Here is a 16,327-nt window from a genome sequence, read left to right as displayed (position 1 = left end):
GCGGACAATAACCACAATCACGGCACCCTTAGCGAGGATCCCACCATGAGCCTCTCGACTTCACGCTCCAACACGGACGATTCCGCCCATCACACCAAGGGGGCCGGCCACGAGTCACTGGCCCCGCAGCAGACCCGCATCATGGGACGCACCTCCTACCTGCTGGCCTGGTTCGGCGGCTGCGTCTCGATCGGTACCTTCACCATGGGCTCCAGCGTGGTCGGCACGCTGAACCTGCTCCAGGCCACCCTGGCGATCGCCATCGGCTGTTTCGTGATCGGCATCGCCCTGGCGCTGAACGGCGCCGCCGGCTACAAGTACGGCATTCCGTTCATGGTCCAGGCGCGCAGCGCCTTCGGCTTCTCCGGCACCCGCCTGCCGGGGCTGGTGCGGGCCGTGCCGGCCATCGTCTGGTACGGCTTCCAGAGCTGGATCGGCGCCGGCGCCCTGAACATGGTCTCGGCGACCCTGTTCGGCTTCGACAACCTGATCTTCTTCTTCATCGCCTTCCAGTTCCTGCAGATCGGCCTCTCGGTGCTGGGCTTCCAGGGCATCAAGTGGCTGGAGAACATCGGCAGCGCCTTCATCCTGGCCTCGCTGGTCTACATGTTCTACAGCACCGTGCAACGCTACGGCGACGAGCTCTCGGCCAGCATGCTGACCATGGAAGGCTCCTGGGGCATGCCCTTCTGGGGCGCCACCATGCTGTTCCTGGGCATCTACAGCACCATGATGCTCAACGTCAGCGACTATTCCCGCGAGCACAAGGAAGGCAGCGGCCCGGGGCTGCTGACCACCCTCTACGCCATGTCGATCCTGCCCTGCACCCTGTTCATGGGCCTGATCGGCTACATGGTCTCCGAGGCCACCGGCGTCGCCGACCCCATCAAGGTGTTCGCCAACGCCGTGGACAACACCCCGCTGCTGATGACCACGCTGCTGTTCATCGCCTTCGCCCAGGTCACCACCAACGTGCTCAACAACGTGGTGCCGCCGACCTACGTGCTGATGGACGCCTTCAAGCTGAAGTATCGCACCGCCACCGTGATCGTCGGCCTGCTGGCCTTCGCCACCTTCCCCTGGGAACTGGTCAAGGACGAATCCGCGACCGGCCTGCAGATCTTCGTGCAGACCTACTCCGCCTTCCTCGGCCCGATCTTCGCGGTGCTGGTGGTGGACTACTACCTGATCCGTCGCCGCACCCTGGACCTCGGCAAGCTCTACGACGCCGAGGGCCCCTATCGTGGCGTCAACCATGCGGCGCTGATCGCCACCGCGGTGGGCGTGATCGCGGCCTTCAGCGTCTCCACCGTGTCCTGGTACGCCAGCCTGATTCCCGCCGGACTGACCTACTTCCTGCTGATGAAGCACTGGGGCCCCTGCCAGCGCTTCCGCGACTGATCCTCGCGCCCGGGCGGCACGCCCGGGCACGCAGCCCTCTCCTTCGGGGCGGGCCGTTTTTCATCGTCGTCATTCAAAACAAGAGACCAAGGCCATCCCATGACGGACCTGACCGACAAAGAGCTGGAAATCCGGCGCATTGATCCGCGCCTCTATAACGACGACCTGGCCCCGATCAAGAAGCGCGATCGAAACTGGGGCTGGTTCGAGATCTTCAACGTCTGGTCGAACGACATCCAGAGCCTGTTCGGCTACACCCTGGCGGCCTCGCTGTTCATCTCCTACGGCCTCAATGGCTGGGCGGTGATGGCGGCGATCATCCTCGCCGGCGTGGTGGTGATGGGGCTGGTCAACCTGACCGGCAAGCCCAGCGTCAAGTACGGCGTGCCCTTTCCGGTGATGATCCGTGCCAGCATGGGCGTGCACGGCGCCAACCTGCCGGCCATGCTGCGCGCCGTGATCGGCATCTTCTGGTACGGCGTGCAGACCTACTTCGCCTCCACCGCCATGAAACTGCTGCTGACGTCGCTGTTCGGCGATCCGGGTGGCCAGTTCCTCGGCATGTCGGCGCTGGGCTGGCTGTCGTTCGTGATCGTGTGGGCCTTCCAGATGGCGATGTTCTGGGCCGGCATCGAGCGCATCAAGCACTTCCTGAACTGGGCCGGGCCGCTGGTCTACGTGGTGATGGTGGCGCTGATGATCGTCGTCTGGGTCAAGGCCGGCGACGAGCTGCTGCCCGCGGTCGGCAGCATCTTCGAGGGCCAGAGCGACTATCACGGCAGTGCGATCGGCGCCTTCCTGGCCATCACCGGCACCATGATCGCCTACTTCGCCGCGGTGGTGATCAACTTCGGTGACTTCACCCGCTTCGTGAAGAGCGAGCGCGAGATGAAGCTCGGCAACCTGGTGGGCCTGCCGCTCAACGTGGCCTTCTTCTCCTTCATCGCCCTGATCATCACCGCCGGCACCCTGGTGCTGTTCGGCGAGACGCTGACCAATCCCTCGGACATCATCGAGCGGGTCGACTCGCTGCCGCTGACCATCGTCGCCGCCCTGACCTTCTTCGCCGCCACCGTGGGCATCAACCTGGTCGCCAACTTCATTCCGCCGGCCTATGACCTGGCCAACCTCTTCCCGAGCAAGGTCAGCTTCCGCCTCGGCGGCCTGATCACCGCCATCATCGCCTTCTTCGTCGGCGCGCTGTGGGTGTCCTTGATCAGCGATATCGGCGTCGCCGGATTCGTCAACGCCCTGGGAGCCGTCGTCGCGCCCTTCTACGGCATCATCGTGGTCGACTACTACGTGGTGAAGCGCCAACGCCTGGACCTGCAGGACATGTTCTCCAGCGCTCCGGACGGCGCCTATCACTACGTGAAGGGCTGGAACAAGCGCGCCATCGCCGCCTTCGCCCTGGCCGCGCTGTTCTCGATTGCCTCGGTGTGGGTGCCGGCGCTGGAGGCCTTGGGCGGCTATGCCTGGCTGCTCGGCGCCGGGCTCGGCGGGCTCCTCTACTTCCTGCTGATGCGCGGCCAGCGCCTGCCGGCCGCTCAACCCGCCTGATCAGCGGCGACCCGGTCGCCGCCGCAACGCACGCGCCCCGGCCCCTGTGACAGACAGTGGCCGGGGCGCAGGCATTTCAGGGCGTCGGATTCGGGACGTCGAAAGGACGGTGACTCAGCCGGAGAAGATCTCGTAGAGATCCGGGGCCTCGTCCGCGGGCTCGTGGATCGACAGCGAGGCCTCGATGGCCTTGAGGTGGCGGCTCATGAAGGCACGGGCACGCTCGCCATCGCCCTGCTCCAGGTAGCGCAGCAGGGCATCGTGGTCGTGGGACTCGCAGCCCAGGTGGCCGGCGTTGCCGTAGACGGCGAGGATCAGCGAGGAGCGCGAACAAAGCTGCTCGACGAAGGTCGCCAGGGTGTCGTTGCCGGAGAGCCGCGCCAGCTCGCCATGGAAGGCCGCGGAAAGCTTGATCGCGCTGCTCTGTTCGCCGGCCTTCAGGGCCTGGCGCTCCTCGCGCTCCATGTCGCGCAGCCGCTCCAGATCGGCGGCGGTGATGCGCCGGGCGACCTCGGGCATCAGCCCGCACTCGACCATTTGCCGCGCATCGAAGACGTCCTTGGCCTCCTCGGCGGTGGGCCGGGTCACGCTGGCCCCGCGCCGCGGGGTGAGGGTGACCAGCTGTTCCAGGGCCAGACGCTGCAGTATCTTGCGGATGCCGGTGCGGCTGATGCCGAAGACCTCCGACAGGGCGTCCTCGCGCAGCCGCGCCCCCGGCTTGAGACGGTGCTCGATGATCGCATCGCTGATCGAGCGATGGATCGCCTCGTGGCGCTCGGCGCCGTCACCGTTCTTGCCGGGACGCCCGCTCCCCGAGGCCGGCTTGCGCTCGGCATCGACCTGGCGCTGACTCATGAATGGCTCACCTCCTGACGACTCATGACGCACATTGTATACGCTTTTTCCCCAACGAGACGACCGCCGCCCGTCGGCGACGGGCGGCGGTCGATCCCGCGAGCCGGCCCGGGCTCAGGGCGTCCAGGCGGCGATGCTGGCGCGTTCCTCGTCGGTCATCTGGGTCAGGTTGCCCAGCGGCATGTAGCCGCTCGCCACCACCTGCTTGACCTGGTCGGCCTGGCGCAGCAGCTGCTCCCGGGTCTCCAGGGCCACGCCGGCGGGCGGTGCCGTGAAGGCCTCATGGGTAGGATGCTGGGCGTGGCAGGACGCACAGCGCCGCTCCATGATGCCGTGGATCTCGTCCACGGGGCCGCCGGAAGCGACGGTCGCTTCCTCGGCGGCAACGGCCCGGCCATCGGTCTCGCCATTTGTCTCACCAGCGGCCATCGGCGCGGCATTGCCGGCACCGCTCGGCGCGCCGATCCACACCGCCACCAGGATCAGCGCCACCCCGGCCGCGGGATAGGCGGGCCTGGTCTGGCCGGCGTGCATCAGCACGAAGAACTGTCGGATCAGGGCGCCGGCGAAGATGAACAGCGACATGATCACCCAGGACAGCTCATGGGTGTAGGTGAAGGAGTAGTGGTTGCTGAGCATCAGCAGCACTACCGGCAGCGTGAAGTAGGTGTTGTGCACCGAGCGCTGCTTGCCGCGCTTGCCGTCGAGCGGGTTGGGCGTCTCGCCGGCCTTCATCGCCTTCACCATGCGACGCTGGCCGGGGATGATCCAGAAGAAGACGTTGGCCGACATGGCGGTGGCCATCACCGCGCCGGTGAGCAGGAAGGCCGCGCGGCCGGCGAAGATCTGGCTGCTCAGGTAGGCGACCACGACCATCAGCACCGCCACGCCGAGGCTCAAGAGGCCGTCGCGCTCCATGTTGGGGCTGATGCGCTTGCACATCTCGTTGTACACCACCCAGCCGCCGAGCAGGAACGCCAGGGCCACGATGTTGGCCTGCCAGCCGGTGAGGTTGGCGGCCCATTCCCAGCTGCTGCCCGGGTTGACCAGATAGAAGCCGGGGTTGGCCATATAGAGCAGCACGAACAGCCCGAAGCCCGACAGCCAGGTGGTGTAGGCCTTCCAGAACGACCAGTGCAGGTCCGCCGGCAGCTTGGCCGGCGCGCTGGCGTACTTCTGGTTGTGATAGAAGCCACCGCCGTGCACGGCCCACATCTCGCCGAACACGCCCTTCTGCTGGTCCTCCGCCGCCTTGGGCGGGCGCAGGCTGTTGTCGAGCATCACGAAGTAGATCGACTCGCCGATCCAGGCCACGGCGGCGATCACGTGCAGCCACCTCAGCAGGAGGTTGGCGAAGTCCAGAAAGTAGGCTTCCATCGGTCAGGCCTCGTTGGAATGGTGCGATTGTTGTTGAGGTCGGAGAGGGGGCGAGGCGGGTTTCCTAGCTACCCCTATACGTGGAGTAGCTGTACGGCGAGAGCAGCAGCGGCACGTGATAGTGCTGCGAGGCATCGGCGACGCCGAAGCGCAACGGGATCACGTCGAGGAAGCGCGGCCCGTCCGCGGCCACGCCGCGGCGGTCCAGGTACTCGCCGGCATGGAAGACCAGCTCGTACTCGCCGGCGACGAAGACCTCGCCCTCCAGCAGCGGCGCGTCGCAGCGGCCGTCGTCGTTGGTCACGACCTCGCCGAGCCGCTGGCGCTCGCCGCCCGTCAGGCGGTAGATCTCGATGCGGATGCCCTCGCCCGGCAGGCCCAGGGAGGTATCCAGCACGTGGGTGGTGAGATAGCCCATCGTCGTCTCCTCGCGTGTTGTGGTGTGCCGCCGTCGTCCTTCGGGGCCCGAATCCGGGCGCCGATCCGGCCGGCGTATATCCTGTGATGACGCCCCATGGCGCGGGCATCACGTCTATCAACAGTTCTAGACTTGGATAGCGTACATTTCAAACACTTTATTGTATACACTTTTATCGCTACCCTGAGACGGACCACATCGACGTCCATCACGGAGACCCGAGCATGAACCACAAGACGCTTTCCCCGCGCCCCAGCCAGCTGGACCGCGCCGCCTTCGTCGAGCAGTTCGGCGACATCTACGAGCATTCGCCCTGGGTGGCCGAGCTGGCCTGGCAGCGCGGCCTGGGCGCCGAGCAGGACAGCCCCGAGGGCCTGGCCGCGGCCATGGGCCGGGTGCTGAACGAGGCCGAGCCTGAGCGCCAGCTCGAGGTGATTCGCGCCCACCCGGACCTGGCCGGCAAGGCCGCCATCGCCGGCGATCTCACCGATGATTCCACCCGCGAGCAGGCCGGCGCCGGCCTCGACCAGTGCACGCCGGAGGAGATGGCCCGCTTCGAGCGCCTGAACGCCGCCTACAAGCAGCGCTTCGGCTTTCCCTTCGTGATGGCGGTCAAGGGCAGCGATCGCCACGCCATCCTGGCCGCCTTCGAGACGCGCCTCGAGCACGGCCTCGACGAGGAGCGCCGCACCGCCATCGAGCAGATCAACCGCATCGCCGCCTTCCGGCTGGAGGCACGGGTCGGCTGAGCGCCCCGCCGCTGCCAACCGCCTCACCAGAAAGGCGCCGCCGGAATCCCGGCGGCGCCTTTTACGTGCCCGCGGATGAGTGAAAACGTCAGTCGCCGGCGCCGGAGGCGACTCGGCCGCCGTCCGCCCGAGGCTCGCCACGGGCGGCCTGTTCGGCGGCGGCATCCGCCTCGGCGATGGCCTCGCGCTCCCGGGCCTCGTCGGCCAGGGTGGTACGCGGCAGCACCAGGTTGAGCACGAAGGCGGTGATCGCCGCGACCACGATCGGCGCCCCGCCGATCACGTTCTGCAGGGTCTGCGGGAACTCGGCGATGGCCGAGGGCACCGCGGCGATGCCCAGGCTGAGCGCCAGGGCCAGTCCGACGATGGTCATGTTGCGCGCCGACATCTCGTCCTTGGTCAGCAGTTGGATGCCGGTCATGGTGATCATCCCGAACACCGTGATGGTGGCGCCGCCCAGCACCGGATAGGGAATGGTGGTCATCAGGGCGCCGAACTTGGGGCTGAAGCCGGCCAGCAGCATGAAGACGCCGGCGATGGCCAGCACGGCGCGGCTGATCACCTTGGTCATGGCCACGATGCCCACGTTCTGGCTGAAGGTGGAGGTCGGCAGGGCGCCGAAGAAGGCGCTGACGGCGGTGGTCAGGCCGTTGCCGAGCAGGCCGCCGGTCAGCTCTCGGGTCCGCAGTTCGCGGTTCATGCCGGCCACGCTGGTCGCCGACAGGTCGCCGATGGTCTGCACCGAGTTGATCACGCAGATCACCACCAGCGAGACGATGGCGGCGGAGTGGAACTCCATCTCGAACGGCATCGGCGTCGGCACGGCGACCCAGGCGGCACTGGCCACCGGGCCGAAGTCGACCATGCCCAGCGGCAGCGCGACCAGGTAGCCGACCAGGATGCCGACGATGATCGCCGACAGCTTGACCACCCCGCGGCCGAACTGGGAGGCCAGCAGCACCGTCACCAGGGTCAGAGCGCCCACGCCCCAGTTCTTCAGCTCGCCGAACTGCGGCGCGTCGACGTTGCCGCTGCCGGCGATGTAGCGGATGGCGATGTCGTACAGCGACAGCCCGATCACCAGCACCACGGTGCCCGCCACCACCGGCGGAAAGAGGTGGCGGATGTACTGGATGAAGTAGCCCACCACCATCATGGTGATGCCGCCGATCAGCTGGGCGCCGAGGATGCCCTCGATGCCGAACTGGCCGCCCACGGCGATCAGCGTCGGCACGTAGGCGAAGCCCACGCCGAAGATCGCCGGCAGCCGGGCGCCGAACTTCCACACCCCGTAGAGATGGAACAGCGTGCAGACCCCGGAGGCCAGCACCGCGATCTGGATCAGCTGCAGCTTCTCCGCCGGCGTGGCGCCGACCACGCCGGCGATGATGATCGGTGGGGTGATGACGCCGGCGATCATCGCCAGCACGTGCTGCAGGGAGATCGGCAGCGCCTTGAGCAGGCGCGGCCTGCCGTGGAAGTCGAATAGCGAGGTGTTGTTGGTATTGCTCTGCATGGTCTCGGCCTTCGGTGTGGTGTTGTTGTGCGTTCAGCCGTCAGCGTCGCACCGGCAGGTTGATGCCGGCACTTGGATACACAATTATCGGTATCAAGAGATACCATAGCTACTAAAACTGTATACAATCAACCAGGCCTTGGCCGCGAATGCCCGTCGACTGAACTAGACTCCAAGCCATGCAGGCGATAGCGGAGTCCGCCATGTTTCGTGACCGTCGGGATGCCGCCGAACAGCTGGCCCATCGGCTGGCGCCCTTGAAGGAACAACGCCCCCTGATCCTCGCGATCCCCCGGGGCGGCGTGCCCATGGGGCGGCTGATCGCCGATGCGCTGGAGGGCGAGCTGGACGTGGTGCTGGTGCGCAAGCTCGGCGCGCCGGGCAATCCGGAGTACGCCATCGGCGCGGTGGGTGAAGAGGAACGCGTGCAGCTCGAGCCTGCGGCCGCCCACTATGACGAGCGGCAGATCGCCAGCGAGATCGAGACCCAGCAGGCGCTGCTGGCCGAACGCCGGCGCCGCTACACGCCGGTACGCGCGCCCATCGATCCGGCGGGGCGCGTGGTGGTGGTGGTGGACGACGGCAGCGCCACCGGCGCCACCATGGCCATGGCGCTGGAGACCCTGAAGCACCGCCACCCGGCGTGGCTGATCGCTGCCCTGGGCGCCGCCCCGCCCGAGACCGTGGTCCGCCTGGAGGCCCTCGCCGACGAGGTAGTCTGCCTGGAGGCCCCGGCCAGCTTCGGCGCCGTCGGCCAGTTCTTCGCCGATTTCGGCCAGGTCAGCGACGACGAGGTCGTGCGCCTGCTCGGCACCGAACACGGCTGATCGTCTCGGCCACAAAAAAGGGCCATCGCATGGCGATGGCCCCAAAGGCCCGGCAGGGCCCCCTTGCTCGGTCGGCGTCCGGCAGCCCCAAGGCCAGCCGGACGCCGAGGATGGTCGGTTACTTCGCGCCGAGTGCCTTGAACTGCTGCTCGGCCAGGGTCTGGCATTTCTGGGCGTAGTCCTGGCCGAGGCTCAGCAGGGTCTCGGCGTCGGACTTGAGCCGGTCGCCGAGCGACTGCATGGCCTGCTGCTGCCCGTCCAAGGCCTTCTGGACGTCCTCGGCGCTCCTCACCGACAGCCAGCCGCGGGCCTGGGCCAGGGTCGCCTCGGACACCGATTCGGCGGCGCCGAACTGGGTCGCCATCAGTTTCTCGGCGGTCTCGAGATTGAGGGCGCCATAGGCGCGCATCGGGGTCACGAAGAGGGATTCGAACTGCTCACCGGTCTTGGCGTTCGCTGCCTGGGTCATGCTCCACCTCCGATTAGGGACGCACAGCGGGCGACGGCCCGTGTTGCATTGCAACATAGCAGGCGATTTTGTGCGCTGCAACATGGCTTTTTTCATCCCGCTGATGCTCTCCCTCCCTCGGCGTATCGCCTCGTGCAGCCGGGCCTGCCCTAGCGATAGGCGCCCTCGATATCGGTCACCCGCGTCGCCTCGCGACCCAGCCCGTCGTGCAGGTCGAGCATGCGCTCGCGCCAGGCGTAGACCGGATCGGCATTGGAGATCAGGTCGGCGCTGGACACGCAGTGCGCCCACATGAAGAAGCCGAACACCAGGTAGTCGGCGCCGGCCGGGGCGTCGCCGTCGAGGAAATCCGCCTCCTCGAGGCGGCCACGCAGCGGCGCCAGGGCGGCGTCGAGCTGCGACAGCCCCTTGGCCGGGGAGTGGAACTCCTCGAGGCTGCGGCCCAGGCGCGCCTCGCGGCTTTCGCGGAAGTAGGCACGGTCGTCGGGGTGGATGGCGTTGAACAGGTCCATGACGATGGTGCGCAGGATGGCCGGCGCCAGGGCACGCTCGGCATAGTGCTTGAAGAAGCGGGCGCGGGCCTCCGCCTCCCCCTCGCCGAGCAGCGGCGCCTCGGGATAGGCGCGATCCAGGTAGCGCAGGATGTCGTAGCTGTCGGTCACCGTCTCGTCGCCATCGACCAGCACCGGCACCTTGTCGGTGTCGGCGAAGGCCAGTGCTTCCTTGTCGGTGAACCGCCAGGGCCGCGTCTCGACGCCGAGCCCCTTGTGGGCCAGGGCGTAGCGAACGCGCCAGCAGTAGGGCGAGAACCGCAGTCGCTCGTCGATGCCGCAGAGATCATAGAGCACAGGTGTCATGCCGACTCCTCGTCGCTTGGTGAAAACCCGATGGTGACAGGCCGGCGCCTTTCCCGCACGCCGCGGGCGGCGCGCCCGATCTTGTCTATTGGTCGAAGCACCGTGCCGGCCAAAAGGTCGCTCGCTTTCATTCCAATGGCGTTAACTCTTTGATCCAGCATGCCTTTCTTAAAGGTAAGACAAACTTTTCGAGCCAGAAATAGTGGTCATACCAATTTACCCTGGATGGTCAATCCACGCGGCCGGCCGTAAGGTTCCCGCGGATCGTCGCCCGCACGCGACCCACAACAACACCATCATCGATGAGGGACCTCATCCATGCACGACTCTCTACTGGCGCTACTGGCGTTCACTCCTCTGCTGCTGGCGGGGATCCTGCTGATCGGCCTGCGCATGGCGGCGCGGGTCGCCATGCCGATCGTCTTCGCCGTGACCGCCGTCATCGCCCTGTTCGCCTGGGACATGACCACCACTCGGGTGCTGGCCTCGACCCTGCAGGGCCTGATGCTGACGGTGGCGATCCTGTGGATCATCTTCGGCGCCATCCTGCTGCTCAACACGCTCAAGCATTCCGGCGGCATCACCGCCATCCGCAACGGCTTTTCCGGCATCAGTCCGGACCGCCGCGTCCAGGCCATCATCGTCGCCTGGCTGTTCGGCTGCTTCATCGAGGGCGCCTCGGGCTTCGGCACCCCGGCCGCGGTGGCCGCCCCGCTGATGGTGGCGCTCGGCTTCCCGGCGCTGGCCGCCGTGGTCGTCGGCATGATGATCCAGTCCACCCCGGTATCCTTCGGCGCCGTGGGCACCCCGATCGTGGTCGGCGTCTCGGGCGGTCTCGACAGGAACGGGATCACCGCCGCCCTGGAAGCCGGTGGCAGCAGCTGGCTCGACTACTTCCACCTGGTGGCCGGTGAGGTCGCGGTCGTCCACGCCCTGGTCGGCGTGTTCATGCCGCTGCTGATGGTTACCGTGATGGTGCGCTTCTTCGGCGCCAACCGCTCCTGGAAGGAAGGCCTGGCCATCGCGCCGTTCGCGCTGTTCGCCGGCGTGTGCTTCGTGGTGCCCTATGCACTGGCCGGCGTGCTGCTGGGGCCGGAGTTCCCGTCGATGATCGGCGCCATGGTCGGCCTGGCCATCGTCGTGCCGGCCGCCCGCCGCGGCTTCCTGATCCCCAGGGAAAGCTGGGACTTCCCGGCATCGACCTCCTGGCCGGACCACTGGATCGGCAAGCTGGTCATCAAGACCGACGAGGTGGTCGGCAAGACGCCCATCTCCACCGCCATGGGCTGGCTGCCCTACGTGCTGCTGGCCGTGCTGCTGGTCGCCTCGCGCACCATCGACCCGCTGAAACAGGTGCTGACCTCGGTGAGCCTGAGCTGGAGCAACATCCTCGGCGAGGCCGGCATCTCCGGCAGCATCCAGCCGCTCTACCTGCCCGGCGGCATCCTGGTGGCGGTGGTACTGCTCACCGCGCTGCTGCATCGCATGCGCCTCGGCGAGCTGCGTGCCGCCTTCGGCGAATCCACCCGCACCCTGGCCGGTGCCGGCTTCGTGCTGGTCTTCACCATCCCCATGGTGCGTATCCTGATCAATTCCGGCGTCAATACCGCCGACCTGGTGTCGATGCCGGTGGCCATGGCGAGCCTGGTGGCCGACGGCGTCGGTGACATTTACCCGCTGTTCGCGCCCGCCGTGGGTGCCCTCGGCGCCTTCATCGCCGGCTCCAACACCGTGTCCAACCTGATGCTGTCGGACTTCCAGTTCAACGTGGCCCAGCAGCTCGGCGTCTCCACGGCCCTGATGGTGGCCCTGCAGGCCGTCGGCGCCGCCGCGGGCAACATGATCGCCATCCACAACGTGGTCGCGGCCTCGGCCACCGTGGGCCTGCTCGGCCGCGAGGGGATCACCATCCGCAAGACGATCCTGCCGACGCTCTACTACGTGCTGGCGGCGGGGCTGATAGGCCTGGTGGCCATTCAGGTCTTCGGCATCGGCGACCCGCTGCTGGCCCTCGGCTGAGCCGGCGCCCGCCCACGGCCAAGGCCGCGGGCGGGCTCGGGACGACTCGTTCATTAGTCTAACGAGCGCCGGGCGATGGTTCGATCATCCTCGGCGCTCCGATGCCTAACCCCTTGATTGTCCATGAAGATCATCGCCCTTCGACGCAAGAAGCGCGGCATGCAATTGGTCTTACCATTGATCCAGCATAGCCATCGGCGCCCTGCGGGTCGTATCGTTTCCTTATCGGACCTTCCCTGACAACGCGGCGACGATTCGCTCTCGCGGCAAACGAGCGTGGACAGGGAAACAACTGGAAAATATTTCTGCAAACGCAAGAGGCGTGTTCTGATCGCGGTCATGCCATCGCCGCCTCACCAGCCGGAGCCGTCATGAACATCCACTACGACGCACGACTCGACGGCGAGCTGCCCCGCCGAGACAAGGCGGAGGTGCTCGCCAGCCTGCAGCAGGCCGCCCCCGGCCTGACGCTGCTCCATCGCGAGGAGGACCTGCACCCCTTCGAATGCGACGGCCTGGCCGCCTATCGCGTCATGCCCATGCTGGTCGCTCTGCCCGAGACCCTCGACCAGGTCGAGGCGCTGCTCAAGGGCTGCCGGGCACTGGGCGTGCCGGTGGTCACCCGCGGCGCCGGCACCGGCCTCTCCGGCGGCGCCCTGCCGCTGGAGCAGGGCGTGCTGCTGGTGATGTCGCGCTTCAGCAAGATCCTCGAGATCGACCCCGATGCCCGCATCGCCCGCGTCCAGCCCGGCGTGCGCAACCTGGCCATCTCCGAGGCCGCCGCGCCCTTTGGCCTCTACTACGCGCCGGACCCCTCCTCGCAGATCGCCTGCTCCATCGGCGGCAACGTGGCGGAGAACGCCGGCGGCGTGCACTGTCTCAAGTACGGCCTGACCGTGCACAACGTGATGAAGGTCGAGATCCTCACCATCGAGGGCGAGCGCATGACCCTCGGCAGCGAGGCGCTGGACGCCCCGGGCTTCGACCTGCTGGCGCTGTTCAACGGCTCGGAGGGCATGCTCGGCGTGGTCACCGAGATCACCGTCAAGCTGCTGCCCAAGCCCGAGACCACCAAGGTGCTGATGGCCAGCTTCGACGACGTGGGCAAGGCCGGTCGCGCCGTGGGCGACATCATCGCCGCCGGCATCATCCCCGGCGGGCTCGAGATGATGGACAACCTGGCGATCCGCGCCGCCGAGGACTTCATCCACGCCGGCTATCCGGTCGAGGCCGAGGCCATCCTGCTGTGCGAGCTGGACGGCGTGGAAGCCGACGTCGACGACGACGCCGACCGGGTCCGCGAGGTGCTCGAGAGGGCCGGCGCCATCGACATCCAGCAGGCCCGCGACGAGGCCGAGCGCGCCCGCTTCTGGGCCGGGCGCAAGAACGCCTTCCCCGCGGTGGGCCGCATGTCGCCGGACTACTACTGCATGGACGGCACCATCCCCCGCCGCGAGCTGCCCCGCGTGCTGCAGGGCATCGCCGACCTGTCCGAGGCCTACGGCCTGAAGGTCGCCAACGTCTTCCACGCCGGCGACGGCAACATGCATCCGCTGATCCTGTTCGATGCCAACCGCGAGGGCGAGCTCGAGCAGGCCGAGGCACTGGGCGGCAAGATCCTCGAGCTGTGCGTGGAGGCCGGCGGCTCGATCACCGGCGAGCACGGCGTGGGCCGCGAGAAGATCAACCAGATGTGCGCCCAGTTCGGCAGCGACGAGCTGACCACCTTCCACGCGGTGAAGGCGGCCTTCGACCCCGAGGGCCTGCTCAACCCGGGCAAGAACATCCCGACCCTGGCGCGCTGCGCCGAGTTCGGCGCCATGCACGTGCACGGCGGCGAGCTGCCGCACCCCGAGCTGCCCCGTTTTTGAGGAATGATCATGGCCACATCCACATCCCCGCAGGACCGGGACATCAGCACCGAGCTGGGCGAGCGCGTCCGCCAGGCCAACGCCGCGGGCACGGCGCTGCGCATCGTCGGCGGTGACACCAAGGCCTTCTATGGTCGACAGGTTCGGGGCCGCACCGGGGAGGCCGAGACGCTCGCCACCCGCGAGCATCGCGGCATCACCGGCTATGACCCGGTGGAGCTGATCGTCTCGGTGCGCGCCGGCACCCCGCTGGCCGAACTGGAAGCGGCGCTGGCCGAGAACGACCAGATGCTGCCCTTCGAGCCGCCGCACTTCGGCGACGCCGCCACCGTCGGCGGTACGGTCGCCGCCGGACTCTCCGGCCCGCGTCGCCCCTGGGCCGGTGCCGTGCGCGACTTCGTGCTCGGCGCCCGGGTGATCACCCACACCGGCGACGAACAGCGCTTCGGTGGCGAGGTGATGAAGAACGTCGCCGGCTACGACCTGTCGCGGCTGATGGTCGGCGCCCAGGGCGGCCTGGGGCTGCTCACCGAGGTCACGCTCAAGGTGCTGCCGCGCCCCTCGGCCTGCCACGGCCTGCGGCTGGAGATGCCGCTGGACGAGGCCCGCGAGCGCCTCGCCGAATGGGGCCGTCATCCACTGCCGCTGACCGCCGCCGCCTGGCAGGACGGCGCCCTGCACCTGCGCCTCGAGGGCGGCCCCGGCTCGGTGGCCACCACCCGCGCGCGCCTCGGCGGCGAGGACCTCGATCCCGGCTTCTGGGACGACCTGCGCGAGCAGCGCCTGCCGTTCTTCGGCGGCGATGACGACCGCCCGCTGTGGCGCATCTCGCTGCCCCAGCGCGCCCGCCTCGAGGCCGACGGCCTCGACGAGCAGGCCATGCTCCACGACTGGGCCGGCGCCCAGCGCTGGCTGAGAAGCGACCTGCCCGCCGAGGCCCTGCGTGATGCCTGCGCCGCCGCCGGCGGACACGCCACCTGCCTCACGCCCGGCGCCGCCGAGCCCTTCACCCCGCTGCCCGAGGTGATGTTCAAGTACCACCGCCGGCTCAAGGCCGAGCTGGACCCGAAGGGCATCTTCAATCCGGGCCGACTCTACGCGGAGCTCTGACATGCAGACGCACTTCACCGAACAGGATCTCGAACAGCCGCACATCCGCGAGGCCGACCGGGTGCTGCGCACCTGCGTGCACTGCGGCTTCTGCAACGCCACCTGCCCCACCTACCAGCTGCTGGGCGACGAGCGCGACGGCCCCCGTGGGCGCATCTACCTGATGAAGCAGATGCTGGAGAATCCCGAAGACGACGTCGTCACCGAGGAGACCCGGCTGCACCTGGACCGCTGCCTGACCTGCCGCAACTGCGAGACCACCTGCCCGTCCGGGGTGGAATACCACAAGCTGCTCGACATCGGCCGCGCCGAGATCGAGCGCCGGGCGCCGCGGCCCGCCGCCGAGCGCGCGCTTCGCTTCGGCCTGCGCAAGGCGCTGGTCGAGCCGGCCCGCTTCCAGGCGTTGCTCAAGCTCGGCCAGACCTTCCGCCCGCTGGTGCCCGGCGCCCTGCGCGACAAGATGCCGCCGGCGCCGGTGGACGCCGGCAGCCGCCCCGAGGGTGCCCGTCACGAGCGCCAGATGCTGATCCTCGAGGGCTGCGTGCAGCCGGGGCTCTCGCCCAACACCAACGCCGCCACCGCCCGGGTGCTCGACCGCCTCGGCATCGGCCTGACGCCGGCCCCGGAGGCCGGCTGCTGCGGCGCCATCGACTATCACCTCAATGCCCAGGACGCCGGCCGCGCGCGGATGCGCGCCAACATCGACGCCTGGTGGCCTCACATCGAGGCCGGCTGCGAGGCCATCGTGCAGACCGCCAGCGGCTGCGGCGCCATGGTCAAGGAATACGGCGAGGTGCTGGCCGACGACCCCGAGTACTCGAAGAAAGCCGCGCGCATCAGCGCCCTGGCCAAGGACCTGGTGGAGATCCTGCGCGACGAGGACCTCGAACCGCTGACGCTGCGCGAGCACAAGCGCCTGGCCTTCCACTGCCCCTGCACCCTGCAACACGCCCAGAAGCTCGGTGGCAGCGTCGATGCCGTGCTGGCCAAGCTCGGTTTCTCGCTGACCCCGGTGCAGGACGCCCACCTGTGCTGCGGCTCGGCCGGCACCTACTCGGTGACCCAGCCCGAGCTCGCCACCGAACTGCGCGACAACAAGCTCGACGCCCTGGAGGCCGGCGATCCGGAAGTGATCGTGACGGCCAACATCGGGTGCCAGACGCACCTGAACGGCGCCGGCCGGGCCCCGGTCAGACACTGGATCGAGATCGTGGACGAGGCGCTGGCATGATCGTGACGCGCGCTCATTCCTTCAGCTGCCAGACGCACCTGAACGGCGCCGGCCGCACTCCGGTCAG

The 16,327-nt window shown here is 68.1% G+C and carries 14 protein-coding genes; 8 read left to right on the top strand and 6 right to left on the bottom strand.

Annotation, left to right across the window (positions count from 1 at the left end; genetic code table 11):
• Positions 1-45: 45 nt before the first annotated feature.
• Entirely contained in the window at positions 46-1,401 is a 1,356-nt protein-coding gene (locus tag UN84_RS02010) for an NCS1 family transporter (RefSeq protein WP_046079391.1), read from the top strand.
• Positions 1,402-1,500: 99 nt separating this feature from the next.
• Positions 1,501-2,961, top strand: coding sequence for an NCS1 family nucleobase:cation symporter-1 (locus UN84_RS02005; RefSeq protein WP_046079392.1), 1,461 nt, complete (start codon positions 1,501-1,503; stop codon positions 2,959-2,961).
• 114 nt (positions 2,962-3,075) lie between these two features.
• Here UN84_RS02005 and UN84_RS02000 read toward each other — a convergent pair whose 3' ends face one another.
• The 3 genes from UN84_RS02000 to uraH all read right to left on the bottom strand — a co-directional run bounded on the left by UN84_RS02000 (position 3,076) and on the right by uraH (position 5,611).
• Positions 3,076-3,816, bottom strand: coding sequence for a GntR family transcriptional regulator (locus tag UN84_RS02000; RefSeq protein ID WP_046079393.1), 741 nt, complete (start codon positions 3,814-3,816; stop codon positions 3,076-3,078).
• 114 nt (positions 3,817-3,930) lie between these two features.
• Complete coding sequence (locus UN84_RS01995) at positions 3,931-5,193, bottom strand: urate hydroxylase PuuD (protein ID WP_035593632.1); 1,263 nt, start codon at positions 5,191-5,193, stop codon at positions 3,931-3,933.
• A 64-nt stretch (positions 5,194-5,257) separates the two neighbouring features.
• Positions 5,258-5,611 carry a hydroxyisourate hydrolase gene (gene uraH / locus UN84_RS01990; protein ID WP_046079394.1) on the bottom strand — a complete coding sequence of 118 codons (354 nt, stop codon included), beginning with the start codon at positions 5,609-5,611 and terminating at the stop codon, positions 5,258-5,260.
• 224 nt (positions 5,612-5,835) lie between these two features.
• Between uraH and uraD the strand changes: the two genes are divergently transcribed.
• Positions 5,836-6,360, top strand: a complete 525-nt coding sequence (gene uraD, locus UN84_RS01985; RefSeq protein ID WP_046079395.1) for a 2-oxo-4-hydroxy-4-carboxy-5-ureidoimidazoline decarboxylase — start codon at positions 5,836-5,838, stop codon at positions 6,358-6,360.
• A gap of 88 nt (positions 6,361-6,448) precedes the next feature.
• On the opposite strand, the gene UN84_RS01980 is transcribed toward uraD, so the two are convergent.
• On the bottom strand, positions 6,449-7,876 hold the full coding sequence (locus UN84_RS01980; protein ID WP_046079396.1) for a uracil-xanthine permease family protein: 1,428 nt from the start codon (positions 7,874-7,876) through the stop codon (positions 6,449-6,451).
• A gap of 203 nt (positions 7,877-8,079) precedes the next feature.
• Between UN84_RS01980 and UN84_RS01975 the strand changes: the two genes are divergently transcribed.
• Entirely contained in the window at positions 8,080-8,703 is a 624-nt protein-coding gene (locus UN84_RS01975) for a phosphoribosyltransferase (protein ID WP_046079397.1), read from the top strand.
• 118 nt (positions 8,704-8,821) lie between these two features.
• On the opposite strand, the gene UN84_RS01970 is transcribed toward UN84_RS01975, so the two are convergent.
• Positions 8,822-9,172, bottom strand: a complete 351-nt coding sequence (locus UN84_RS01970) for a phasin family protein (RefSeq protein ID WP_046079398.1) — start codon at positions 9,170-9,172, stop codon at positions 8,822-8,824.
• A gap of 149 nt (positions 9,173-9,321) precedes the next feature.
• Positions 9,322-10,029, bottom strand: a complete 708-nt coding sequence (locus tag UN84_RS01965) for a glutathione S-transferase N-terminal domain-containing protein (RefSeq protein ID WP_046079399.1) — start codon at positions 10,027-10,029, stop codon at positions 9,322-9,324.
• A gap of 318 nt (positions 10,030-10,347) precedes the next feature.
• Here UN84_RS01965 and UN84_RS01960 point away from each other — a divergent pair, with 318 nt between their 5' ends.
• The 4 genes from UN84_RS01960 to glcF all read left to right on the top strand — a co-directional run bounded on the left by UN84_RS01960 (position 10,348) and on the right by glcF (position 16,260).
• On the top strand, positions 10,348-12,048 hold the full coding sequence (locus UN84_RS01960; RefSeq protein ID WP_046079400.1) for an L-lactate permease: 1,701 nt from the start codon (positions 10,348-10,350) through the stop codon (positions 12,046-12,048).
• A 371-nt stretch (positions 12,049-12,419) separates the two neighbouring features.
• Positions 12,420-13,919, top strand: coding sequence for a glycolate oxidase subunit GlcD (gene glcD, locus UN84_RS01955; protein WP_046079401.1), 1,500 nt, complete (start codon positions 12,420-12,422; stop codon positions 13,917-13,919).
• 9 nt (positions 13,920-13,928) lie between these two features.
• A complete protein-coding gene (glcE, locus tag UN84_RS01950) occupies positions 13,929-15,029 on the top strand; it encodes a glycolate oxidase subunit GlcE (protein WP_046079402.1) in 1,101 nt (366 codons plus the stop codon).
• 1 nt (position 15,030) lies between these two features.
• On the top strand, positions 15,031-16,260 hold the full coding sequence (gene glcF, locus UN84_RS01945; protein WP_046079403.1) for a glycolate oxidase subunit GlcF: 1,230 nt from the start codon (positions 15,031-15,033) through the stop codon (positions 16,258-16,260).
• Positions 16,261-16,327: the final 67 nt, after the last annotated feature.

It is taken from the genome of Halomonas sp. HG01, from assembly GCF_000968715.2.
In the GTDB taxonomy this organism is placed as follows: domain Bacteria; phylum Pseudomonadota; class Gammaproteobacteria; order Pseudomonadales; family Halomonadaceae; genus Halomonas; species Halomonas halophila.
Note: the sequence above shows the minus strand (reverse complement) of the source record. Positions and strands in the feature narration are given on the sequence as shown.

Coding starts and splice junctions, on each gene's coding strand:
- uraD (WP_046079395.1), top strand. CDS start 5,836: ATGAACCACAAGACGCTTTCCCCGCGCCCCAGCCAGCTGGACCGCGCC.
- glcF (WP_046079403.1), top strand. CDS start 15,031: ATGCAGACGCACTTCACCGAACAGGATCTCGAACAGCCGCACATCCGC.
- UN84_RS01975 (WP_046079397.1), top strand. CDS start 8,080: ATGTTTCGTGACCGTCGGGATGCCGCCGAACAGCTGGCCCATCGGCTG.
- UN84_RS02005 (WP_046079392.1), top strand. CDS start 1,501: ATGACGGACCTGACCGACAAAGAGCTGGAAATCCGGCGCATTGATCCG.
- UN84_RS01970 (WP_046079398.1), bottom strand. CDS start 9,172: ATGACCCAGGCAGCGAACGCCAAGACCGGTGAGCAGTTCGAATCCCTC.
- UN84_RS02010 (WP_046079391.1), top strand. CDS start 46: ATGAGCCTCTCGACTTCACGCTCCAACACGGACGATTCCGCCCATCAC.
- UN84_RS01980 (WP_046079396.1), bottom strand. CDS start 7,876: ATGCAGAGCAATACCAACAACACCTCGCTATTCGACTTCCACGGCAGG.
- UN84_RS01995 (WP_035593632.1), bottom strand. CDS start 5,193: ATGGAAGCCTACTTTCTGGACTTCGCCAACCTCCTGCTGAGGTGGCTG.
- glcD (WP_046079401.1), top strand. CDS start 12,420: ATGAACATCCACTACGACGCACGACTCGACGGCGAGCTGCCCCGCCGA.
- glcE (WP_046079402.1), top strand. CDS start 13,929: ATGGCCACATCCACATCCCCGCAGGACCGGGACATCAGCACCGAGCTG.
- uraH (WP_046079394.1), bottom strand. CDS start 5,611: ATGGGCTATCTCACCACCCACGTGCTGGATACCTCCCTGGGCCTGCCG.
- UN84_RS02000 (WP_046079393.1), bottom strand. CDS start 3,816: ATGAGTCAGCGCCAGGTCGATGCCGAGCGCAAGCCGGCCTCGGGGAGC.
- UN84_RS01960 (WP_046079400.1), top strand. CDS start 10,348: ATGCACGACTCTCTACTGGCGCTACTGGCGTTCACTCCTCTGCTGCTG.
- UN84_RS01965 (WP_046079399.1), bottom strand. CDS start 10,029: ATGACACCTGTGCTCTATGATCTCTGCGGCATCGACGAGCGACTGCGG.